This is a genomic window from Polaribacter sp. NJDZ03 (assembly GCF_019263805.1).
Taxonomy (GTDB): Bacteria; Bacteroidota; Bacteroidia; order Flavobacteriales; family Flavobacteriaceae; genus Polaribacter.
In genome coordinates this window covers 1,930,546-1,947,867 of the sequence record NZ_CP079195.1, presented here as the reverse complement: position 1 = coordinate 1,947,867, position 17,322 = coordinate 1,930,546, and the positions used below count along the sequence as shown (strand labels likewise).

The window sequence follows — 17,322 nt, the reverse complement described above, 5'->3', positions numbered from 1 at the left end:
ATTTAGGATAAGAAACACAAGAATCGACTACTCTGCATTTTCTAAAAAATCTCGAAACCAAACAATAAAATGATCTAAAATAGATTCGTTTTTTGTGTTATGGTTAGATGATGAGTTTCTAGAGGTAAATGTAGCAGTCGATTCGTGTTTTCTCATTGTTTTTAAATTTGATAAATATAAATTACATTATATTTATCAAAAATAAGAATAAATTAAATATAAATCAATAAAATTAAAGGATACTTGATAATTCTTTGCAAATATACTCTAAAAGTGCTTCGTCTTTTGCGGAAAATGTATTTGCTGTATGAGAATCTATATCAATCTGGCCGATGTTCTTGCCAGCAACAAAAATTGGTATTACAATTTCAGATTTTACTTTCCATCCACAAGAAATATAATTGTCTTGAGCAGAAACATCTTGTACAACAAAGTTTTCATTGCTAACAGCAACTTGCCCACAAATACCTTTTCCAAACGGAATAATAGTGTGTTCTGTTTCTTCTCCTGTATACTGAGCTAGTTTTAGCTCGTCTTTATCTCCGTTTTTAAAATAAAAACCAACCCAATCATAGTAAGAAATTTCTTTTTCTAAATAATCGCATATAGCTTGTAATTTCTCATCTTTAGATGTGTTAGATGAAATAATTTTGTCGATCTGTTGTTGTAAAATATCTATATTCATTTTGTATATTCGTTCTGTAAATAAGTCGCAAAATTAAATAAAATTTATTGTGAAGAAACATAAAAGCATCATCATTTTTCTAATTAAGTTTTTTGTAACTTATTTTTTATTAGTTACAATTTATAACAGTTACTTACAGCATTCTCAAGAAAAGGAAGGGATTTATAAAACAGCATCCATAACAACACTTGTGGCAGACCAAACGGTAAAAGTGCTTACTTTTTTCGATTATAATGTAGAAGCTATTCAGCATGATAAAGAAGTTTCTGTAAAACTAATTATAGAAGGTAAATATACCGCTAGGGTTATAGAAGGGTGTAATTCTGTTAGTTTAATTATTTTATTTATATCTTTTATTATTGCTTTTTCAGGGTCTTTAAAAGCTACTTTCTTATACTCTCTGTTTGGTAGTTTGTTTATTTATACAATTAATGTATTAAGAATTGCATTTCTAACAGTAATGATTTATAAATATCCAGAAAATCAAGAACTCTTACATGGTTTGGTATTTCCAGCTATTATTTATGGTGCTATTTTTATGCTTTGGGTTATTTGGGTTAATCAATTTTCTAAGTTTAAAAAATGAGTAAATACCTAAAAATAGTATTAATATTCTTGCTTTTTGTGTTGTTAATTGCTGTAAGAGCTTTTCAAACGAATTTGTTTTATGACCCTTTAATCATGTATTTTAAAAATGATTATTTGTACACAGGTATTCAGAATATAGTTGCTTGGAAGCTGGTAATAAATATGTTATTTAGGTATATTATAAATTCTGTAATTTCATTAGGTATAATTTGGGTGTTGTTTGAGCGTAAAGATTATTTAAAATTTGCTAGTTATTTTTTAATGATAGCATTTGTAATTCTTATTATTCTGTTTGTTTTTTTACTAAAGGATAATTTTAAAAGTGGCTATTTGCTGCCGTTTTACATTCGTAGATTTTTAATACATCCACTATTTTTACTAATATTGCTTCCTGCTTTCTATTATCAAAAAATGAGTAATAAGTAATTTAATAACCAATTTGATTTTGTTGTTGTAAATTTGCAAAAGCGATGAAACAGTTTTTTTCTAAAATAGCGTCTTTTCTGTTAGCACTTCTAGTGTTGTTTTCTACGTTTTCTTTTACGATAGAAAAGCATTATTGTGGAGATTCTTTAATAGATATCTCATATATAGGTGCTGCTAATGATTGTAGTTTAGAAATGCAAAAAATTACAGCTAATGAAAACTGTTGTAAAAATGAGGTTCATCAAATTAAAGGGCAAGATCAATTAAGACAAACTCAAGTTGATGATTTTGATTTTTCAAAACAACAATTTCTAGCATCGTTTTATATTTCTTTTAATGATTTATTTCTAGAACAAGATTCTAAAGAGATAAACTACAACAACATTTCACCACCTGGTATTCTTCTAAATTATCAGATTCTTTACCAATCTTTTTTAATTTGATTTTAATTTTTAAATCTATAAATATTGCCTAAAGGCGATAAAAATTAGCTTTATAAATTAAAATTAAAACATACAATGAAAAAATATATACTTAGTAGTTTTCTACTATTTATTCCTGTCATACTCTTTTCTCAAACTACATTTAAAGGGATGATTATGGACAAAAATAATCCTAAAGATAATTTAGGAGTTGCCAATGTAACTGTACATTGGTTAAACACAAACGTAAGTGCAATTACAAACAATAAAGGTTGGTTTATTATAGATTACAAACCTGAATATAAAAAATTAGTAGTTAATTATTTAGGGTATAAAACCGATACTTTAACTATTGAAAACTTAGATCCTATTCATCATTATATTACTCAAGAAGGTAATTTAGATGAAGTTATTATTAAAAGTAAACGAAATGCAATTCAGAAATCTTTTTTGTCTACCGCCAATATGTTTACGGTAAATTCAGAAGAATTATTAAAAGCAGCTTGTTGTAACCTAGCAGAAAGTTTTGAAACCAACCCATCTATAGATGTTAGCTTTTCTGATGCTTTAACAGGTACAAAGCAAATACAAATGTTGGGTTTAACGAGCCCGTATTTGTCAATTACACAAGAAAACATTCCCTCTGTAAGAGGTGCAAGTCAGGTTTTTGGAATGACTTTTACACCAGGTACTTGGGTAGAAAGTATTCAGATTACAAAAGGAGCAGGTTCTGTTGTTAATGGTTACGAGAGCATATCCGGACAAATAAATGCAGAATTGGTAAAGCCTTTTTCTGATAATAAATTCTTTGTAAATGCCTATTCTTCTTTAAATGGAAGACTTGAGTTAAATACACATTTTAACCAAAAAGTATCTGATAAATGGTCTACAGGTGTCTATTTACACGGAAATTATAGGGGTGAAAAATTTGATAAAAACAATGATAATTTTTTAGACAGTCCTTTAGCGAATCAAATAAATGTAATGAACCGTTGGCAATATGTAGATGCAGAAAAAGGTTGGGTGAGTTTTATTAATGTGCGTTTTTTAAATGATGAAAAACAAACAGGAGAGATTGATTTTAACCCATCTTTAGATAAAGGGACAAATAATACTTGGGGAAGTGAAATAGATACCAAACGTTTTGAGACTTCTGCTAAATTAGGATATGTTTTTCCAGAATTGCCTTTTCAAAGTGTAAGTCTTCAGTTTGCGTATAGCAACCATCAACAAGATTCTTATTTTGGACAAAAAATTTACAATATAGAACATCAAAGTATCTTTTCTAATATTATTTTCAATTCTATAATAGGGGATACTAGAAATAAGTTTAAAACAGGACTTAGTTTTACGCATGATAATTATGAAGAATTGGTAAACATTACTGAGTACGATAGAAAAGAAACTTCTGCGGGAGCCTTTTTTGAATATGCGTTCGATAATTTGAATGATTTTAGTTTAACAGCAGGTTTGCGTATAGATACTCATAATTTATTAGGAACTTTTGTAACCCCTAGAATTCATGCAAGATATGTACCTTGGGAAAACAGTGTTTTTAGAGCATCTGCAGGAAGAGGAAAAAGAAGTGCTAATATTTTTGCAGAAAATCAACAATTGTTTGCAAGTTCAAGAGTTATTAATATTGATGATGTTGGTGGTAATATCTACGGATTAAATCCGGAAGTTGCATGGAACTACGGAGTTTCTTACATGCAAAGATTTAATTTATTCAATAAAAAAGGAGATGTTACTTTCGATTTTTATCAGACAGATTTTACAAACCAAGTAGTGGTAGATTGGGAAAATCCACAAGAAATAGCATTCTATAATTTAAACGGAAAAAGTATCGCAAATAGTTTTCAGGTTGAATTGAATTATAACATTGCACCGTATTTTAATTTTAGAACAGCGTATAAGTATTTTGATATTTCTACGGATTATACTTCGGGGAATTTGCAAAAACCGATTCAACCTAAAAATAGATTTTTTGCAAACCTTTCTTATGAAACACCTGTAAAAGAAAATAATGCACACTGGAAATTTGATGTTACTTTTAATAACATTGGGGAGCAGCGTTTACCAAATACTGCGCCTAACCCAGCACAATATCAGTTGGCAACATATTCAGGTTCTTATCAATTGTTAAATTCACAAATAACCAAAGTGTTTTCAGACAAGTTTGAAGTGTATATTGGTGCAGAGAACTTGACAAATGTTCAGCAGAAAAATCCTATTTTAGGTAGTGACAATCCTTTTGGGGCCTATTTTGATAGTACCATTGTGTATTCTCCAATTTTTGGAAGAGCATTTTATACAGGATTAAGATTTAAGATTAAATAACCCACGCAGTGGAAATAAGTAACATAATATAAAATTAGAAAAAAATGAAAAAATTACTATTCGTATTCAGTTTATGTTTGATTGGTTTCTCTACACAATCACAAGAAGTAAAAAAGAATAAAAGTGCAAAAGTATCTATAGAAGTAGATGGTATTTGTGGTATGTGTAAAAAACGTATAGAAACAGCTGCTTTAAAAACAAAAGGTGTAAAGTTTGCAATTTGGAGTGTAGAAACGCATCAGTTAAATGTAATTTTAGACGAACGTAAAACCGATGTTGAAACGATTCAGCAAAGTGTTTTGGCTGTAGGTCATGATATTGTTTTAGATAAAGAAAATACATTAATTGCAACAGATGAAGCGTATGGTTCTGTACATGGTTGTTGTAAGTACAGAGAAGAAGAAATAATTAAAGACCATAATGGAGAATTGAAAAAGCAAAAGAAGAATTAAATTCAAAACCCTTCAGGTTTTTAAAACCTGAAGGGTCTGTTTATATAAAAAAAATCCGTTAGAAAATTTTCTAACGGATTTTTTTATTTAAGATTTCTCCATAAAGTCGAAATGACAAAAAGTGGAGAAAAAATGTTTATCTATAGCGATTCGCTATTACATCATTCCTGGCATTCCACCACCCATTGGAGGCATTGCAGGAGCATCTTCTTTAATATCTACTAAAGCACACTCTGTAGTTAAGATCATACCAGCAACAGATGCAGCATTTTCTAATGCAACACGCGTTACTTTTTTAGGATCTATAATTCCAGCTTCTAGCATATCTACATACACATCATTCTTAGCATCATAACCAAAGTCTTTTTTACCTTCTAAAACTTTGTTTAAAACAACAGAACCTTCACCACCAGCATTCTCGACAATAATTCTTAGAGGAGCTTCAATAGCTTTGTTAATAATTTGCACACCTGTAGTTTCGTCTAAATTATCTGTAGTAATTTTTTCTAAAACTCTTTTAGCACGTACTAAAGCAACACCACCACCGGCAACAATACCTTCTTCTACTGCAGCTCTTGTAGCATGTAAAGCATCATCAACTCTATCTTTCTTTTCTTTCATTTCTACTTCAGAAGCAGCACCAACATATAAAACAGCAACACCACCAGCTAATTTAGCCAAACGTTCTTGAAGTTTTTCTTTGTCATAATCAGAAGTTGTAGTTTCAATCTGAGCTTTAATCTGGTTTACTCTTGCTTTAATAGCATCTGCATTACCAGCACCATTTACAATTGTAGTATTGTCTTTATCAATAGTAATACCTTCTGCAGTACCTAAAAGGTCTAAAGTAGCATTTTCTAAAGAGAATCCTCTTTCTTCAGAAATTACAGTTCCACCAGTTAAAATAGCGATGTCTTCTAACATTGCTTTTCTTCTGTCTCCAAAACCTGGCGCTTTAACAGCGGCAATTTTTAAACCACCACGTAATTTATTTACCACTAAAGTAGCTAATGCTTGTCCGTCTACATCTTCAGCAATAATTAATAAAGGACGTCCAGATTGAGAAACTGGTTCTAAAATTGGGAGAATTTCTTGTAAGTTAGAAATCTTTTTATCGAACAATAAGATATAAGGATTTTCTAAATCTGCAATCATTTTGTCTGCATCTGTAACAAAATAAGGAGATAAATAACCTCTGTCAAACTGCATACCTTCTACAACATCAACATATGTTTCCATACCTTTTGCCTCTTCAACAGTAATAACTCCTTCTTTACCAACCTTGGCAAAAGCAGTAGCTATTAGGTCTCCAATAACAGCATCGTTATTTGCAGAAATTGCGGCAACTTGTTGAATTTTTTCAGAAGAATTACCAACTTTTTTAGCTTGTTTTTCTAAGTCTTCAATAATGGCAGCAACAGCTTTGTCTATTCCACGTTTTAAATCCATTGGGTTTGCACCTGCAGCAACGTTTTTTAAACCTTCTTTTACAATTGCTTGTGCAAGAACAGTAGCAGTTGTTGTACCATCACCAGCTAAATCGTTGGTTTTAGAAGCAACTTCTTTTACCATTTGAGCTCCCATGTTTTCTAGCTCGTTTTCTAACTCAATTTCTTTTGCTACAGAAACTCCATCTTTAGTAACTGTTGGTGCTCCAAAAGATTTAGAAATAATTACGTTTCTTCCTTTTGGTCCTAAAGTTACTTTTACTGCATTTGCTAAAGCATCAACACCACGTTTTAATCCGTCTCTTGCTTCAATATCAAATTTTATATGTTTTGCCATTGTTTTTAATTTTTTTTTTAGCTGTTAGCTAAAATAAGTTACTATGAATTTTATTTTTTGATTTTGCTAAAGGCAAATAGCCAAAAGCAAATAGCGTTTTAAATAATCGCTAAAATATCAGACTCACGCATCATTAAATAATCTTTACCTTCTAACTTTAAATCTGTACCACCGTATTTGCTATATAAAACAGTGTCTCCAATTTTTACAGTTAAAGGCTCGTCTACCTTTCCGTTTCCAACAGCAACAACAGTTCCTTGTTGTGGTTTTTCTTTTGCGTTATCAGGTATAATTAATCCTGACGCTGTTTTTGTTTCTGCTGGAGCAGGCTCTACAAGAACTCTGTCTGCTAAAGGTTTAATGTTTAATCCCATTGTTATATTTTTAGATAATTAATTTATATGTTACTAACAGTAAATTGTCAGAAATTGTGCCATTACACTAAAACTGACAATTTTTCTTTGATTGATTTTATTGTTAAATTTTAGGCGCAAAAAAAATGCCAACGTGTCATTTACGTTGGCATTTTAAATTATCTCTAACGGATAGTTAATTTAAACTATCGTTAGTTATAGGAGTTGTGTTTTCAACAGGTGTAGAAGTTTCAATACCATCTAAAGTATCGTTTAACTGAAAGTTGTTGTCTCCACTTCTTGGAATTGCAAAGTTTGCTAATAAAATTAAGGCAAACATAGCAATAGCTAAAGTCCAAGTTGTTCTGTCTAAGAAATTGTTAGTGTTTTGTACACCACCCAAAGATTGTGCTCCACTACCTCCAAAAGAAGAAGTTAATCCTCCACCTTTAGGATTTTGAACCATCACAATTAAGATTAATGCAACGGCTACAATCAAAATTAGAATTAAAAATGCTGTGTAACTCATGATTTATTTTTTTGTAAAATTTGTATTCTTTTAATTTGGTCTGCAAAGAAACCACTTTTTTCTGGATATTTCAAACTTAAAATTCTATAAGCTTGCATTGCATTTTCATACTTTTTTTGTTCTAAATAAACTTTAGCTAATGTTTCTGTCATTAAAGATGAATCTTGGCTGTTTTTAGCAACCGGTACAGCTACTATTTTATCTTTGGCTAAAGGCTTAATTTTAGGATTATTTTCTATAAAAGTGTTTATTAAGTTCTCTTTTTCTGTAGGTTTTTCTACAGCGGTTTTTTCTATGAGCTTTTTTTCTTCTCTAACAATAGGCTTTCTAGATGATAGTTGTAGCCATTCTCCAAAAGAGTGATTCTCTGCAGAAGAAAAAGAAATAGGCTTACCAATTTCTAATGCCGTTTCTATTTCAACAATATTTTCTGAAACTACTATTGCTTTCTTTATTGGAGTTTCAATAATTTTAGAAGGAGTTGCAATTGTTTTTTCTGCGGATATTTTTTCAAATATTTGTTGATGAATATTTTCTTTCTGATTATTAAAATTGGTTGTAGTAATATAATTGAACAATAAAGTTCTGTCTGTGGTGTAAGCAGCGGTTACTTTTAATTCGTTATTATATTTAAAACTATCCTGATTTTTCAAACCTTTTAAATACAAAACCCTAGCTGCTTGAAAATACGGATATTCTTCAACAATAGTTTTTAATTCAGCAGTTTCCACTTCCTGAATTTGAGTTTTATTTTTTATTAAATTGATGAAAATATTTGATTTCAAACCTTAGTTATTTTTATCTCTTTTTTACTGAATACTGCAACTGAACACTGTATACTTATAATATTACCATTTTGCAACGGAAGCATTAAAAATATCTTGTGTTAATCTCTCCATAATTTCATCTAATGCAGCTTCTAAAACACCACCTGTAAGTTGTGCATCTGCAGCAAAGTCTGAGTAAAATGAGAATTGTTTTTCAAAATCATCTTTTTCTATCAGTTTGTTTACAAAACGAACATTTACTGTTATTGTAAGTCTATTTTGAGCAGCAGTTTGGTCTGCAGTAGCACTCATAGGGGTAATTCTATAACCCGTAATTTCTCCGCTAAAATATAAATCTCCATTAGAGGTTACTGTGGTTAAGTTGGTTTGTCTTGTAAATAAATCTAGCATGTCTTGGGTAAAACGCTGACTTAAAGTTGGCTCTACTAAAGATGCTTGATTCGGAAAAAAATCTATTTGTAAGGTTTTTGCATCACCGGTACTTCCTCCCGTAAAAGAGTATGCACCACAAGCAACAAAAAATAAAGTGCTTAATGAGAATAATGTTATGTAGAGTATTTTTTTCATTGATTTTGTCTGGTCGAGCGCAGTCGAGACCTAAAAGATTTACTTATTAATACCTCTCGACGGCGCTCGAGGGGACAGTTTTTAGAGATTAAACAATTCAACTTTTAAACAATTACACATTCTTTTACAAATCGTATTGTTTAATTTTTCTGTACAAAGTTCTTTCAGATATCCCTAGTTCTTTAGCGGCCAACTTACGTTTATTGCTGTTTTTCTCTAAAGATTTTTTAATCATTTCTACTTCCTTGTCTTGTAAAGATAAAGATTCGTCTTCTTCAATCGTCTCAATAAAATCATAATCTTTTTCTGTAGATGAGTTTTGCGGAATATTCATTACTTCTACATTAGATTTATGAGCATCTTTGTTTTCATACATCTTTTCAATTAATTGATGATGTTCTTCTTGCACTTCCTCTACATTACCACTTTTCATTAAATCGAGCGTCAACTTTTTTAAATCGTTGATGTCATTACGCATATCAAATAAAATTTTGTACATAATATCTCGTTCGGTAGAAAAGTCATTTTCCTTTTTACCACCAATTACAGCAGGTAAATTACCATTGTTATTAGGTAGGTATTGCTGTAGTTTAAGACCGGAAATAACTCTTTCTTCTTCAATAACCGAAATTTGTTCTGCTAAGTTTTTTAACTGACGAATGTTTCCTGGAAAACGATAGTTTAATAACATTTTTACAGCATTATCATCTAAACGAATAGAAGGCATTCTGTATTTCTGTGCAAAATCTGCCGCAAATTTCCGAAACAATAAATGAATATCTTCACTACGTTCTCTTAAAGCAGGTAAATGAATCTCTACAGTACTTAATCTATAATATAAGTCTTCTCTAAATTTTTCATTATGAATAGCAGATTGCATGTTTACGTTGGTTGCCGCTACAATTCTAACATTTGTTTTTATTACTTTAGAAGAACCAACTTTTATAAATTCGCCATTTTCTAATACCCGTAATAAACGTACTTGCGTTGTAAGTGGTAATTCACCAACTTCATCTAAAAAAATAGTACCTCCATCGGCAACTTCAAAATACCCTTTACGGTCTTGTGTTGCTCCTGTAAATGATCCTTTTTCATGACCAAATAATTCACTGTCTATTGTTCCTTCTGGTATTGCACCACAGTTTACTGCAATGTATTTTGCATGTTTTCTGTGTGATAATTGATGTACAATTCTGGGGATATTTTCTTTACCAACACCACTTTCTCCAGTAACTAAAACAGAAATATCTGTAGGCGCAACTCTAAGAGCTTTTTCTAAAGCTCTATTTAAGTGAATATCATTACCGATAATTCCAAAACGTTGTTTTAATGCTTGTAAGTTTTCCATATAGCCCCTTTTAATTTCCCCGAAGGGGAAAACACTTATTTCTTTTTACTTTTTTAAAGTCAAGAATCTTTTTATTCAAGAAACATTATGTCTTGGTTCTTGTCTCTATCAGTCTTATCTCTCTTTTTTTTACCCACAACAGTTTCCTTCCCTTTAGGAAGGATTAAGGATGGCCTGTTTTAATTATTATCAGAATAGCCAATAACGGTTCCTTTTAAGGTGGCAGAAGTACAATCTTCTACTTTTACCATTACAAAATCGCCTAATTTATAATCTCCTTTATCAAAAACAGCTACGGTATTTTGGGTGTTTCTACCTTTCCATTCATTTGGGTTTTTCTTAGAAGTACCTTCAATTAAAAATTCTTCTGTCTTCCCTAAATGTTGTTGCGTTCTGTATAAAGCGTGTTCTTGTTGTAAATCGATTATTTCTTGTAAACGACGTTTTTTTGTAGCAAAAGGTACATCATCTACCATTTTCTTAGCGGCTAAAGTTCCGGGTCTTTCAGAATAGGTAAACATAAAACCGAAATCGTATTTTACATATTTCATTAAATCTAAAGTATCTTGATGATCTTCTTCTGTTTCTCCACAAAAACCAACAATCATATCTTGACTTAAAGACATTTCCGGAACAATCTTAAAAATATTATCAATTAACTCGATATATTCTTCACGAGTATGTTGTCTGTTCATTGCTTTTAGCATGTTATTACTACCGCTTTGTACAGGTAAATGTAAATATTTACAAATATTTTTGTGTTTTGCTATTGCGTGAATTACATCTAAACTAATATCCTGCGGATTAGAAGTTGCAAAACGAAAACGTGTTTTTGGAAATTCTGTAGCACACATATCTAATAATTGCGCAAAATTTACAGCAGTTGCTTGTGCCATTTCAGATGCTTTGCTAAAGTCTTTCTTTAAGCCTCCACCATACCATAAGAAACTATCTACATTCTGACCTAAAAGTGTAATTTCTTTAAAGTTTCTATCTACCATAGATTGAATTTCTTCAAGAATACTCTTCGGGTCACGGCTTCTTTCTCTTCCTCTTGTAAAAGGAACCACACAGAAAGTACACATGTTGTCACAGCCTCTAGTTATAGATACAAATGCAGTAACACCGTTAGAATTTAAACGAACAGGAGAAATATCACCGTAGGTTTCTTCTTTAGATAAAATTACATTTACGGCATCTCTACCAGCATTTACTTCTTCTAGTAAATTAGGTAAATCTTTATAAGCATCTGGACCAACAACTAAGTCTACAATTTTTTCTTCTTCTAAAAACTTTTCTTTTAAGCGTTCGGCCATACAACCTAAAACACCTACTTTCATGTTTTTGTTTACTTGTTTTACAGCATTATATTTCTGTAATCTTTTACGAACAGTAGTTTCTGCTTTTTCTCTAATAGAGCAGGTGTTTACTAAAACTAAATCTGCTTCTTCAAGAATTTGAGTTGTATTGTAGCCTTCTTTATCTAAAATAGCAGCTACAATTTCACTATCATTCATATTCATTTGACAGCCGTAGCTTTCTATGAATAATTTTTTAGTGTTGTTTTTTTTATTTTCGGTAACAAGGGCTTTCCCTTGTATTTTCTCGTCTATGATTTTTTCTACGTGTTCCATCTTTCAATTTATCATTTAAAGGTGAGCAAAGATACAACCAAATTTAATTTATTGTGACAAATTGGCAGAAAAAATATTGATGCATTTCTGTATTTATTTAGCGAAAATTGGCAAAATAATTTTTTTTACAAAAAACTAACTACTTTTGCAACCAAAATAGTGCGTTTTTAACGTGTTTTAGCGACAAAAGAGAGATAAATGGCAAAGAATTTAGTAATTGTAGAGTCACCAGCAAAGGCAAAAACCATCGAGAAATTTCTTGGAAAAGATTTTCAAGTAGAATCTAGTTATGGGCATATTGCAGACTTACCATCCAAAGAATTGGGTATTGATGTAGAAGGAGATTTTAGTCCGAAATATATTATTTCTGATGATAAAAAGCCAGTTGTTAAAAAACTAAAAGCTTTAGCAAAGAAAGCAGATATTGTATGGTTAGCAAGTGATGAGGATCGAGAGGGTGAGGCAATTGCTTGGCATTTAAAAGAACAATTAGGTTTAAAGGATGAGAATACAAAACGTATTGTTTTTCATGAAATAACAAAAAATGCCATTTTAAAAGCAGTCGATAATCCAAGAGATATAGACTATAATATGGTAAATGCACAACAAGCACGTAGAGTTTTAGACAGACTTGTTGGGTATGAGTTATCGCCAGTTTTATGGCGTAAAGTTAAAGGAGGTTTGTCTGCAGGTAGAGTACAATCTGTAGCGGTTCGTTTAATTGTAGAAAAAGAAAGAAGCATTCATGAGTTTAATGCGGAAACACATTATAAGGTAGTTGCAGAATTTTCTAATGTTGAAGGTAAAACTTTTAAAGCAACGATTCCAAAGAATTTTGATACTAAAAAAACAGCAGAAAATTTCTTAAAATCGTGTGCAAATGCAGATTTTTCGATCGCAGAGTTAACAAAGAAACCTGCAAAGAAATCTCCAGCAGCACCTTTTACAACGTCTACGTTGCAACAAGAAGCATCTAGAAAATTAGGTTTTCCTGTTGCAAAGACCATGCAAGTTGCACAACGTTTGTATGAAGCCGGTTTAATTACCTATATGAGAACAGATAGTTTAAATTTATCTGTTGATGCAAGAAATGCTGCCGAAGAAGAAATTACTAATTATTACGGAGCAGAATATAGTAAACAACGTGTTTTTAAAACGAAGTCTAAAGGTGCACAAGAGGCGCATGAGGCTATTCGTCCTACCAACATGAAGATGCATGCTATAGATACAGAATATGACCAAACGAGATTGTATGATTTAATTTGGAAAAGAACATTGGCTTCTCAAATGAGTGATGCTCAGTTAGAAAGAACCAATTTTAAGATAGAAAATTCTGAAAATTCAAAAATATTCACTGCAAATGGTGAAATGATAAAGTTTGATGGTTTCTTAAAAGTATACTTAGAAGGAAAAGATGATGATGAAGAAGAACAAGCAGGAATGCTTCCGAATTTAAAAGTTGGTGAAGCATTAGAGTATTCTTTTATAAACGCAACACAGCGTTTTACGAGTCCGCCTTACAGATTTACAGAGGCTTCTTTGGTAAAACAATTAGAAGAGTTAGGTATTGGTAGACCATCTACATACGCGCCAACAATTTCTACAGTACAGAGAAGAGGTTATGTAGAGAAAGGAGAAGATGAAGGTGTAGAAAGAAATTACGAACAAATGATTTTAGTTGATGGAGCTGTAAAAAGTGAAGCATTGACTGAAAAAACGGGTTCTAATAAAAATAAATTAATTCCTACCGATATTGGTAATATTGTGAACGACTTTTTAGTTGCTAACTTTTCTAATGTTTTAGATTTTGGATTTACAGCTAAAGTTGAATCTTCTTTTGATGATATCTCTGAAGGAAATGAAGATTGGATAGAAATGATTAAAGGTTTCTATAGCAAGTTTCACGTTACTGTAGAAGATGTAAAGGAAAATGCAGAAAGAGAAAGTGGAGAACGTATTTTAGGAAAGCATCCAGAAACTGGTAAAACAGTTTTAGTTCGTTTAGGTAAATTTGGACCAATTGCACAAATTGGAGCGCCAGAAGACGAAGAAAAAGTGTTTGCTAGCTTAAATAAAGATCAGAATTTAGGAACCATCACTATGGAAGAAGCTTTAGAGTTATTCTTGCTTCCAAAAACATTGGGTGGTTATGAAGATGAAGAGGTTATTGTTTCTAACGGTCGTTTTGGTCCTTATATTCGTTTCGGAACCATGTTTGTTTCTTTAGATAAAGGAGAAAACCCAATGGAAGTAGATTTGCCAAGAGCAATCGAATTAATTGTTGCAAAACAAAAAGCAGATGCACCAATTTACCATTATGAAGATTTACCTGTGCAAAAGGGAGTTGGGCGTTTCGGGCCTTTCTTAAAATGGAATAATATATTTATCAACGTTAATAAAAAATACGATTTTGATAACCTTACAGATGATGATATTGTTGAGTTAATAGAGGTAAAGAAACAAAAAGAGATCGATAAGGTAATACATAATTGGGAAGATGTAGAAATTCGTGTAGAAAAAGCACGTTGGGGACGTTTTAATGTGATAAAAGGTAAGATTAAGATTGAATTACCTAAAACTACAGAAATAGAAAAATTATCTAAAGAGGAAGCTGTTAAGATGATTGAAGCTAAAACTCCAAAGAAAAAAGTAGCGAAGAAAAAAGCTGTTAAGAAAAAGGTAGTAAAGAAGAAAGTAGCTAAAAAGAAATAATATTTTTCATAAATTATATTTGATTTTAAAAATTTGATGAACCAAGACTTTTTAACACCTGTAAAAGAATCGATTGTAAAATCTTTAGAAGAGCAATCTAATTTGTGCTTAGGTAAAACCTTTAGAATACATACTCAAGAAGATGGTTTGCCTGATTTAGAGAATGTACAAATTGCAATTTTAGGGGTTCAAGAAGATAGAAACTCAGAAAATAATTTTGGTTGTGGAGAAGATTTGCATTTTATCCGAAAAAAATTATACAATTTGTTTCCTGGCAATTGGAACACTCAAATAGCAGATTTAGGAAATGTTTTAAAAGGAAACTCAGTTACAGATACTTATTATGCAGTTTCAGAAATTATTACGGAATTACTTAAGAAAAATATAATTCCTGTAATTATTGGTGGGGGGCAAGATCTTACTTATGTAAATTACAGAGCTTATGATTCTTTAGAACAAACGGTTAATATTGCTGCTGTAGATAGTCGTTTCGATTTAGGTCATTTAGATGATCCGTTAACTTCTCAATCTTATTTGAGTAAAATAATTATGCAAGAACCTAATAACTTGTTTAATTATAGTAATGTAGGTTATCAGACATATTTTAATTCGCAAGATGAAATACAGTTGTTAGATAACTTATTTTTTGATGCTTATAGATTAGGAAATGCAAAAGAATTAAAAAATATTGAACCTGTTTTTAGAAATGCTGATATTGTTTCTATAGATTTGGGTTCTGTAAGACAAAGTGAAGCACCAGCAAACAATAATGCTTCTCCTAATGGGTTTTATGGAGAAGAAATTTGTGCTATTGCTAGGTATGCAGGTCTAAGTGATAAGGTTACATCATTTGGTATTTATGAGTATAATTCTAAGTTAGATAACAACCATCAGACAGCACATTTAATTGCTCAGATGATTTGGTATTTTATTGAGGGTGTTAACTTTAGAGTAAAAGATTACCCTTTTTCTGGTAAAGAAAATTATCAGAAATTTACCGTTTTATTAGATGATGATGACCCATTAACATTTTATAAAAGTAATAAATCTGGAAGATGGTGGATAGAGATAAAAATTTTATCAGATAATAAATACAAAAGACATGCGTTAATACCATGTACATATAATGATTATACTGAAGCCACTAAGCAAAATATTCCTGAAAAATGGTATAAAGCGATGCGGAAATTGGTGTAATAAATAAAGATTAAAAGATTAGAACGTTAAAAAGCAATTTGATTATTGTTTTTTAACAAAAAAAATAATAGGTTTACGGACTTTATAGTAAAGACATTTTTAAATATGAAGAAAGCAGCAATATTTGCACTTTTAATAGTAGTTTTTTACAGTTGTGGCTCTAATGATAGAGGAGAATTGGTCGGAGTTAAATCGAATAAAAAGTGGTTTTCAGAAAAACCATTTGGTATGGCGTTAATTCCTGGAGGTGCTTTTACAATGGGTAAACAAGACGAGGACCTTATTGGTACAATGAATTCACCTACTAAAACAGTTACTTTAAGACCATATTACATGGACGAAACAGAGATAACTAATAACGAATATAAAGAATTTGTTGAGTGGGTTAGAGATTCTGTTGTAAGAACTAGATTAGGGTATCAGCAAGAATTTGCAGGTATGATGGGGACACCAGATCCAAATGGTGAGCTTCCTACTGGAGGTATTAATGATTATGCATTTGCTGTATTAAAAGATACTACAGGAGCTAATGCTTATGAAAAATACATGTATGAAAATTACACGAGTTTAGAGTTAGATTCAGATTCTGTAAGACCCTTAAACTGGGAAAATGATATTATTTGGGAAAAAGAAGATTTTCCGGATGCAGATTACGTAGAGGTTATGGATACTTTATTTGTGGCTAGAGATGAAGCGGTAGATGGTGTTAGAACTTTTAACGTAAAATACTTAAAATATAAATACACTTGGTTCGATAGAGACAATGCTGCAAGACAAGGTGGTAATAGAAAAGACTTTGTAAAACACGAAAAATTAAACATTTATCCAGATACTACTGTTTGGGTAAAAGATTTTAGTTATTCTTATAACGATCCAATGCACCAAGATTACTTTTATCATCAATCTTATGGAGATTATCCTGTTGTTGGGGTAAACTGGGGGCAAGCAACTGCTTTTTGTAACTGGAGAACTAAGAAGAAAAATAATTATTTAAAAAGTAAAAAAAATTCGATTGGTGTTCCTGATTTTAGATTACCAACAGAAGCAGAATGGGAGTATGCCGCTAGAGGAGGTTTAGAATTTGCTACGTATCCTTGGGGTACAGGTAATACTACTACAGATAGAGGTTGTTTTTTAGCAAACTTTAAACCAGTAAGGGGAGATTACGCTGTAGATGGAGCGCTTTATACTATGGAAGCGAAGTCATTTAATGCAAATGATTACGGTTTGTACAACATGGCTGGTAATGTTTCTGAATGGACAAATACTGCTTACAACCTATCTTCTTATTATATGGCTTCTACAATGAACCCGAATGTTGAGGATAGAAAAAATAAAAGAAAAATAATTCGTGGAGGTTCTTGGAAAGATGTAGCATACTTTTTAGAGGTGAGTTCTAGAGATTATGAATATGCAGATACTGCAAGAAGTTACATCGGTTTTAGAACCGTACAGAATTACATTGGTACAACTAACAAATAATTAAAAAAAAATAA

General features: G+C 31.2%; 17 protein-coding genes. 8 read left to right on the top strand and 9 right to left on the bottom strand.

All coding sequences use genetic code 11. The features are described 5' to 3' along the window. Positions 1–27: 27 nt before the first annotated feature. Positions 28–156 (bottom strand): phosphoribosylaminoimidazolecarboxamide formyltransferase, encoded by a 129-nt coding sequence (locus tag KV700_RS08350; protein ID WP_166384423.1) that lies wholly within the window; start codon positions 154–156, stop codon positions 28–30. A gap of 76 nt (positions 157–232) precedes the next feature. Next, positions 233–685, bottom strand: coding sequence for a GAF domain-containing protein (locus KV700_RS08345; protein WP_218599754.1), 453 nt, complete (start codon positions 683–685; stop codon positions 233–235). A 49-nt stretch (positions 686–734) separates the two neighbouring features. Here KV700_RS08345 and xrtF point away from each other — a divergent pair, with 49 nt between their 5' ends. The 5 genes from xrtF (at position 735) to KV700_RS08320 (ending at position 4,913) form a co-directional block, all read left to right on the top strand. Continuing rightward, positions 735–1,271 carry an exosortase family protein XrtF gene (gene xrtF / locus KV700_RS08340; RefSeq protein ID WP_166384427.1) on the top strand — a complete coding sequence of 179 codons (537 nt, stop codon included), beginning with the start codon at positions 735–737 and terminating at the stop codon, positions 1,269–1,271. Continuing rightward, complete coding sequence (locus KV700_RS08335; RefSeq protein ID WP_166384429.1) at positions 1,268–1,699, top strand: exosortase F system-associated protein; 432 nt, start codon at positions 1,268–1,270, stop codon at positions 1,697–1,699. Before xrtF ends, KV700_RS08335 begins: the two co-directional genes overlap by 4 nt. Before the next feature lie 44 nt (positions 1,700–1,743). Next, entirely contained in the window at positions 1,744–2,142 is a 399-nt protein-coding gene (locus tag KV700_RS08330) for a hypothetical protein (RefSeq protein ID WP_166384431.1), read from the top strand. Positions 2,143–2,217: 75 nt separating this feature from the next. Next, positions 2,218–4,461 carry a carboxypeptidase-like regulatory domain-containing protein gene (locus KV700_RS08325; protein ID WP_218599753.1) on the top strand — a complete coding sequence of 748 codons (2,244 nt, stop codon included), beginning with the start codon at positions 2,218–2,220 and terminating at the stop codon, positions 4,459–4,461. Positions 4,462–4,505: 44 nt separating this feature from the next. Beyond that, positions 4,506–4,913, top strand: coding sequence for a heavy-metal-associated domain-containing protein (locus KV700_RS08320; RefSeq protein ID WP_218599752.1), 408 nt, complete (start codon positions 4,506–4,508; stop codon positions 4,911–4,913). Between the two features lie 156 nt (positions 4,914–5,069). Here the strand turns inward: KV700_RS08320 and groL are convergent, their stop codons facing one another. From groL to miaB, 7 genes are all read right to left on the bottom strand, one after another. After that, on the bottom strand, positions 5,070–6,698 hold the full coding sequence (groL, locus tag KV700_RS08315; protein WP_166384437.1) for a chaperonin GroEL: 1,629 nt from the start codon (positions 6,696–6,698) through the stop codon (positions 5,070–5,072). Positions 6,699–6,796: 98 nt separating this feature from the next. Next, positions 6,797–7,072 carry a co-chaperone GroES gene (groES, locus tag KV700_RS08310; protein ID WP_068449432.1) on the bottom strand — a complete coding sequence of 92 codons (276 nt, stop codon included), beginning with the start codon at positions 7,070–7,072 and terminating at the stop codon, positions 6,797–6,799. A gap of 175 nt (positions 7,073–7,247) precedes the next feature. After that, positions 7,248–7,580: a preprotein translocase subunit SecG gene (gene secG / locus KV700_RS08305; protein WP_166384439.1), complete on the bottom strand. Its 333-nt coding sequence runs from the start codon at positions 7,578–7,580 to the stop codon at positions 7,248–7,250. Further along, entirely contained in the window at positions 7,577–8,365 is a 789-nt protein-coding gene (locus KV700_RS08300; RefSeq protein ID WP_218599751.1) for a hypothetical protein, read from the bottom strand. Before KV700_RS08300 ends, secG begins: the two co-directional genes overlap by 4 nt. 63 nt (positions 8,366–8,428) lie before the next feature. Further along, a complete protein-coding gene (lptE, locus tag KV700_RS08295) occupies positions 8,429–8,935 on the bottom strand; it encodes an LptE family protein (protein WP_166384443.1) in 507 nt (168 codons plus the stop codon). A gap of 124 nt (positions 8,936–9,059) precedes the next feature. After that, entirely contained in the window at positions 9,060–10,283 is a 1,224-nt protein-coding gene (locus KV700_RS08290) for a sigma 54-interacting transcriptional regulator (protein ID WP_166384445.1), read from the bottom strand. A gap of 179 nt (positions 10,284–10,462) precedes the next feature. Then, on the bottom strand, positions 10,463–11,917 hold the full coding sequence (miaB, locus tag KV700_RS08285; protein WP_218599750.1) for a tRNA (N6-isopentenyl adenosine(37)-C2)-methylthiotransferase MiaB: 1,455 nt from the start codon (positions 11,915–11,917) through the stop codon (positions 10,463–10,465). Between the two features lie 198 nt (positions 11,918–12,115). Between miaB and topA the strand changes: the two genes are divergently transcribed. The 3 genes from topA to gldK all read left to right on the top strand — a co-directional run bounded on the left by topA (position 12,116) and on the right by gldK (position 17,308). Continuing rightward, positions 12,116–14,629: a type I DNA topoisomerase gene (gene topA, locus KV700_RS08280; RefSeq protein ID WP_166384449.1), complete on the top strand. Its 2,514-nt coding sequence runs from the start codon at positions 12,116–12,118 to the stop codon at positions 14,627–14,629. Between the two features lie 36 nt (positions 14,630–14,665). Next, on the top strand, positions 14,666–15,826 hold the full coding sequence (locus tag KV700_RS08275; RefSeq protein WP_166384451.1) for a formimidoylglutamase: 1,161 nt from the start codon (positions 14,666–14,668) through the stop codon (positions 15,824–15,826). 105 nt (positions 15,827–15,931) lie between these two features. After that, the gene (gldK, locus tag KV700_RS08270; RefSeq protein WP_166384453.1) at positions 15,932–17,308 is read left to right on the top strand and encodes a gliding motility lipoprotein GldK; all 1,377 of its coding nucleotides are present in this window, start codon (positions 15,932–15,934) and stop codon (positions 17,306–17,308) included. Positions 17,309–17,322 lie beyond the last annotated feature (14 nt).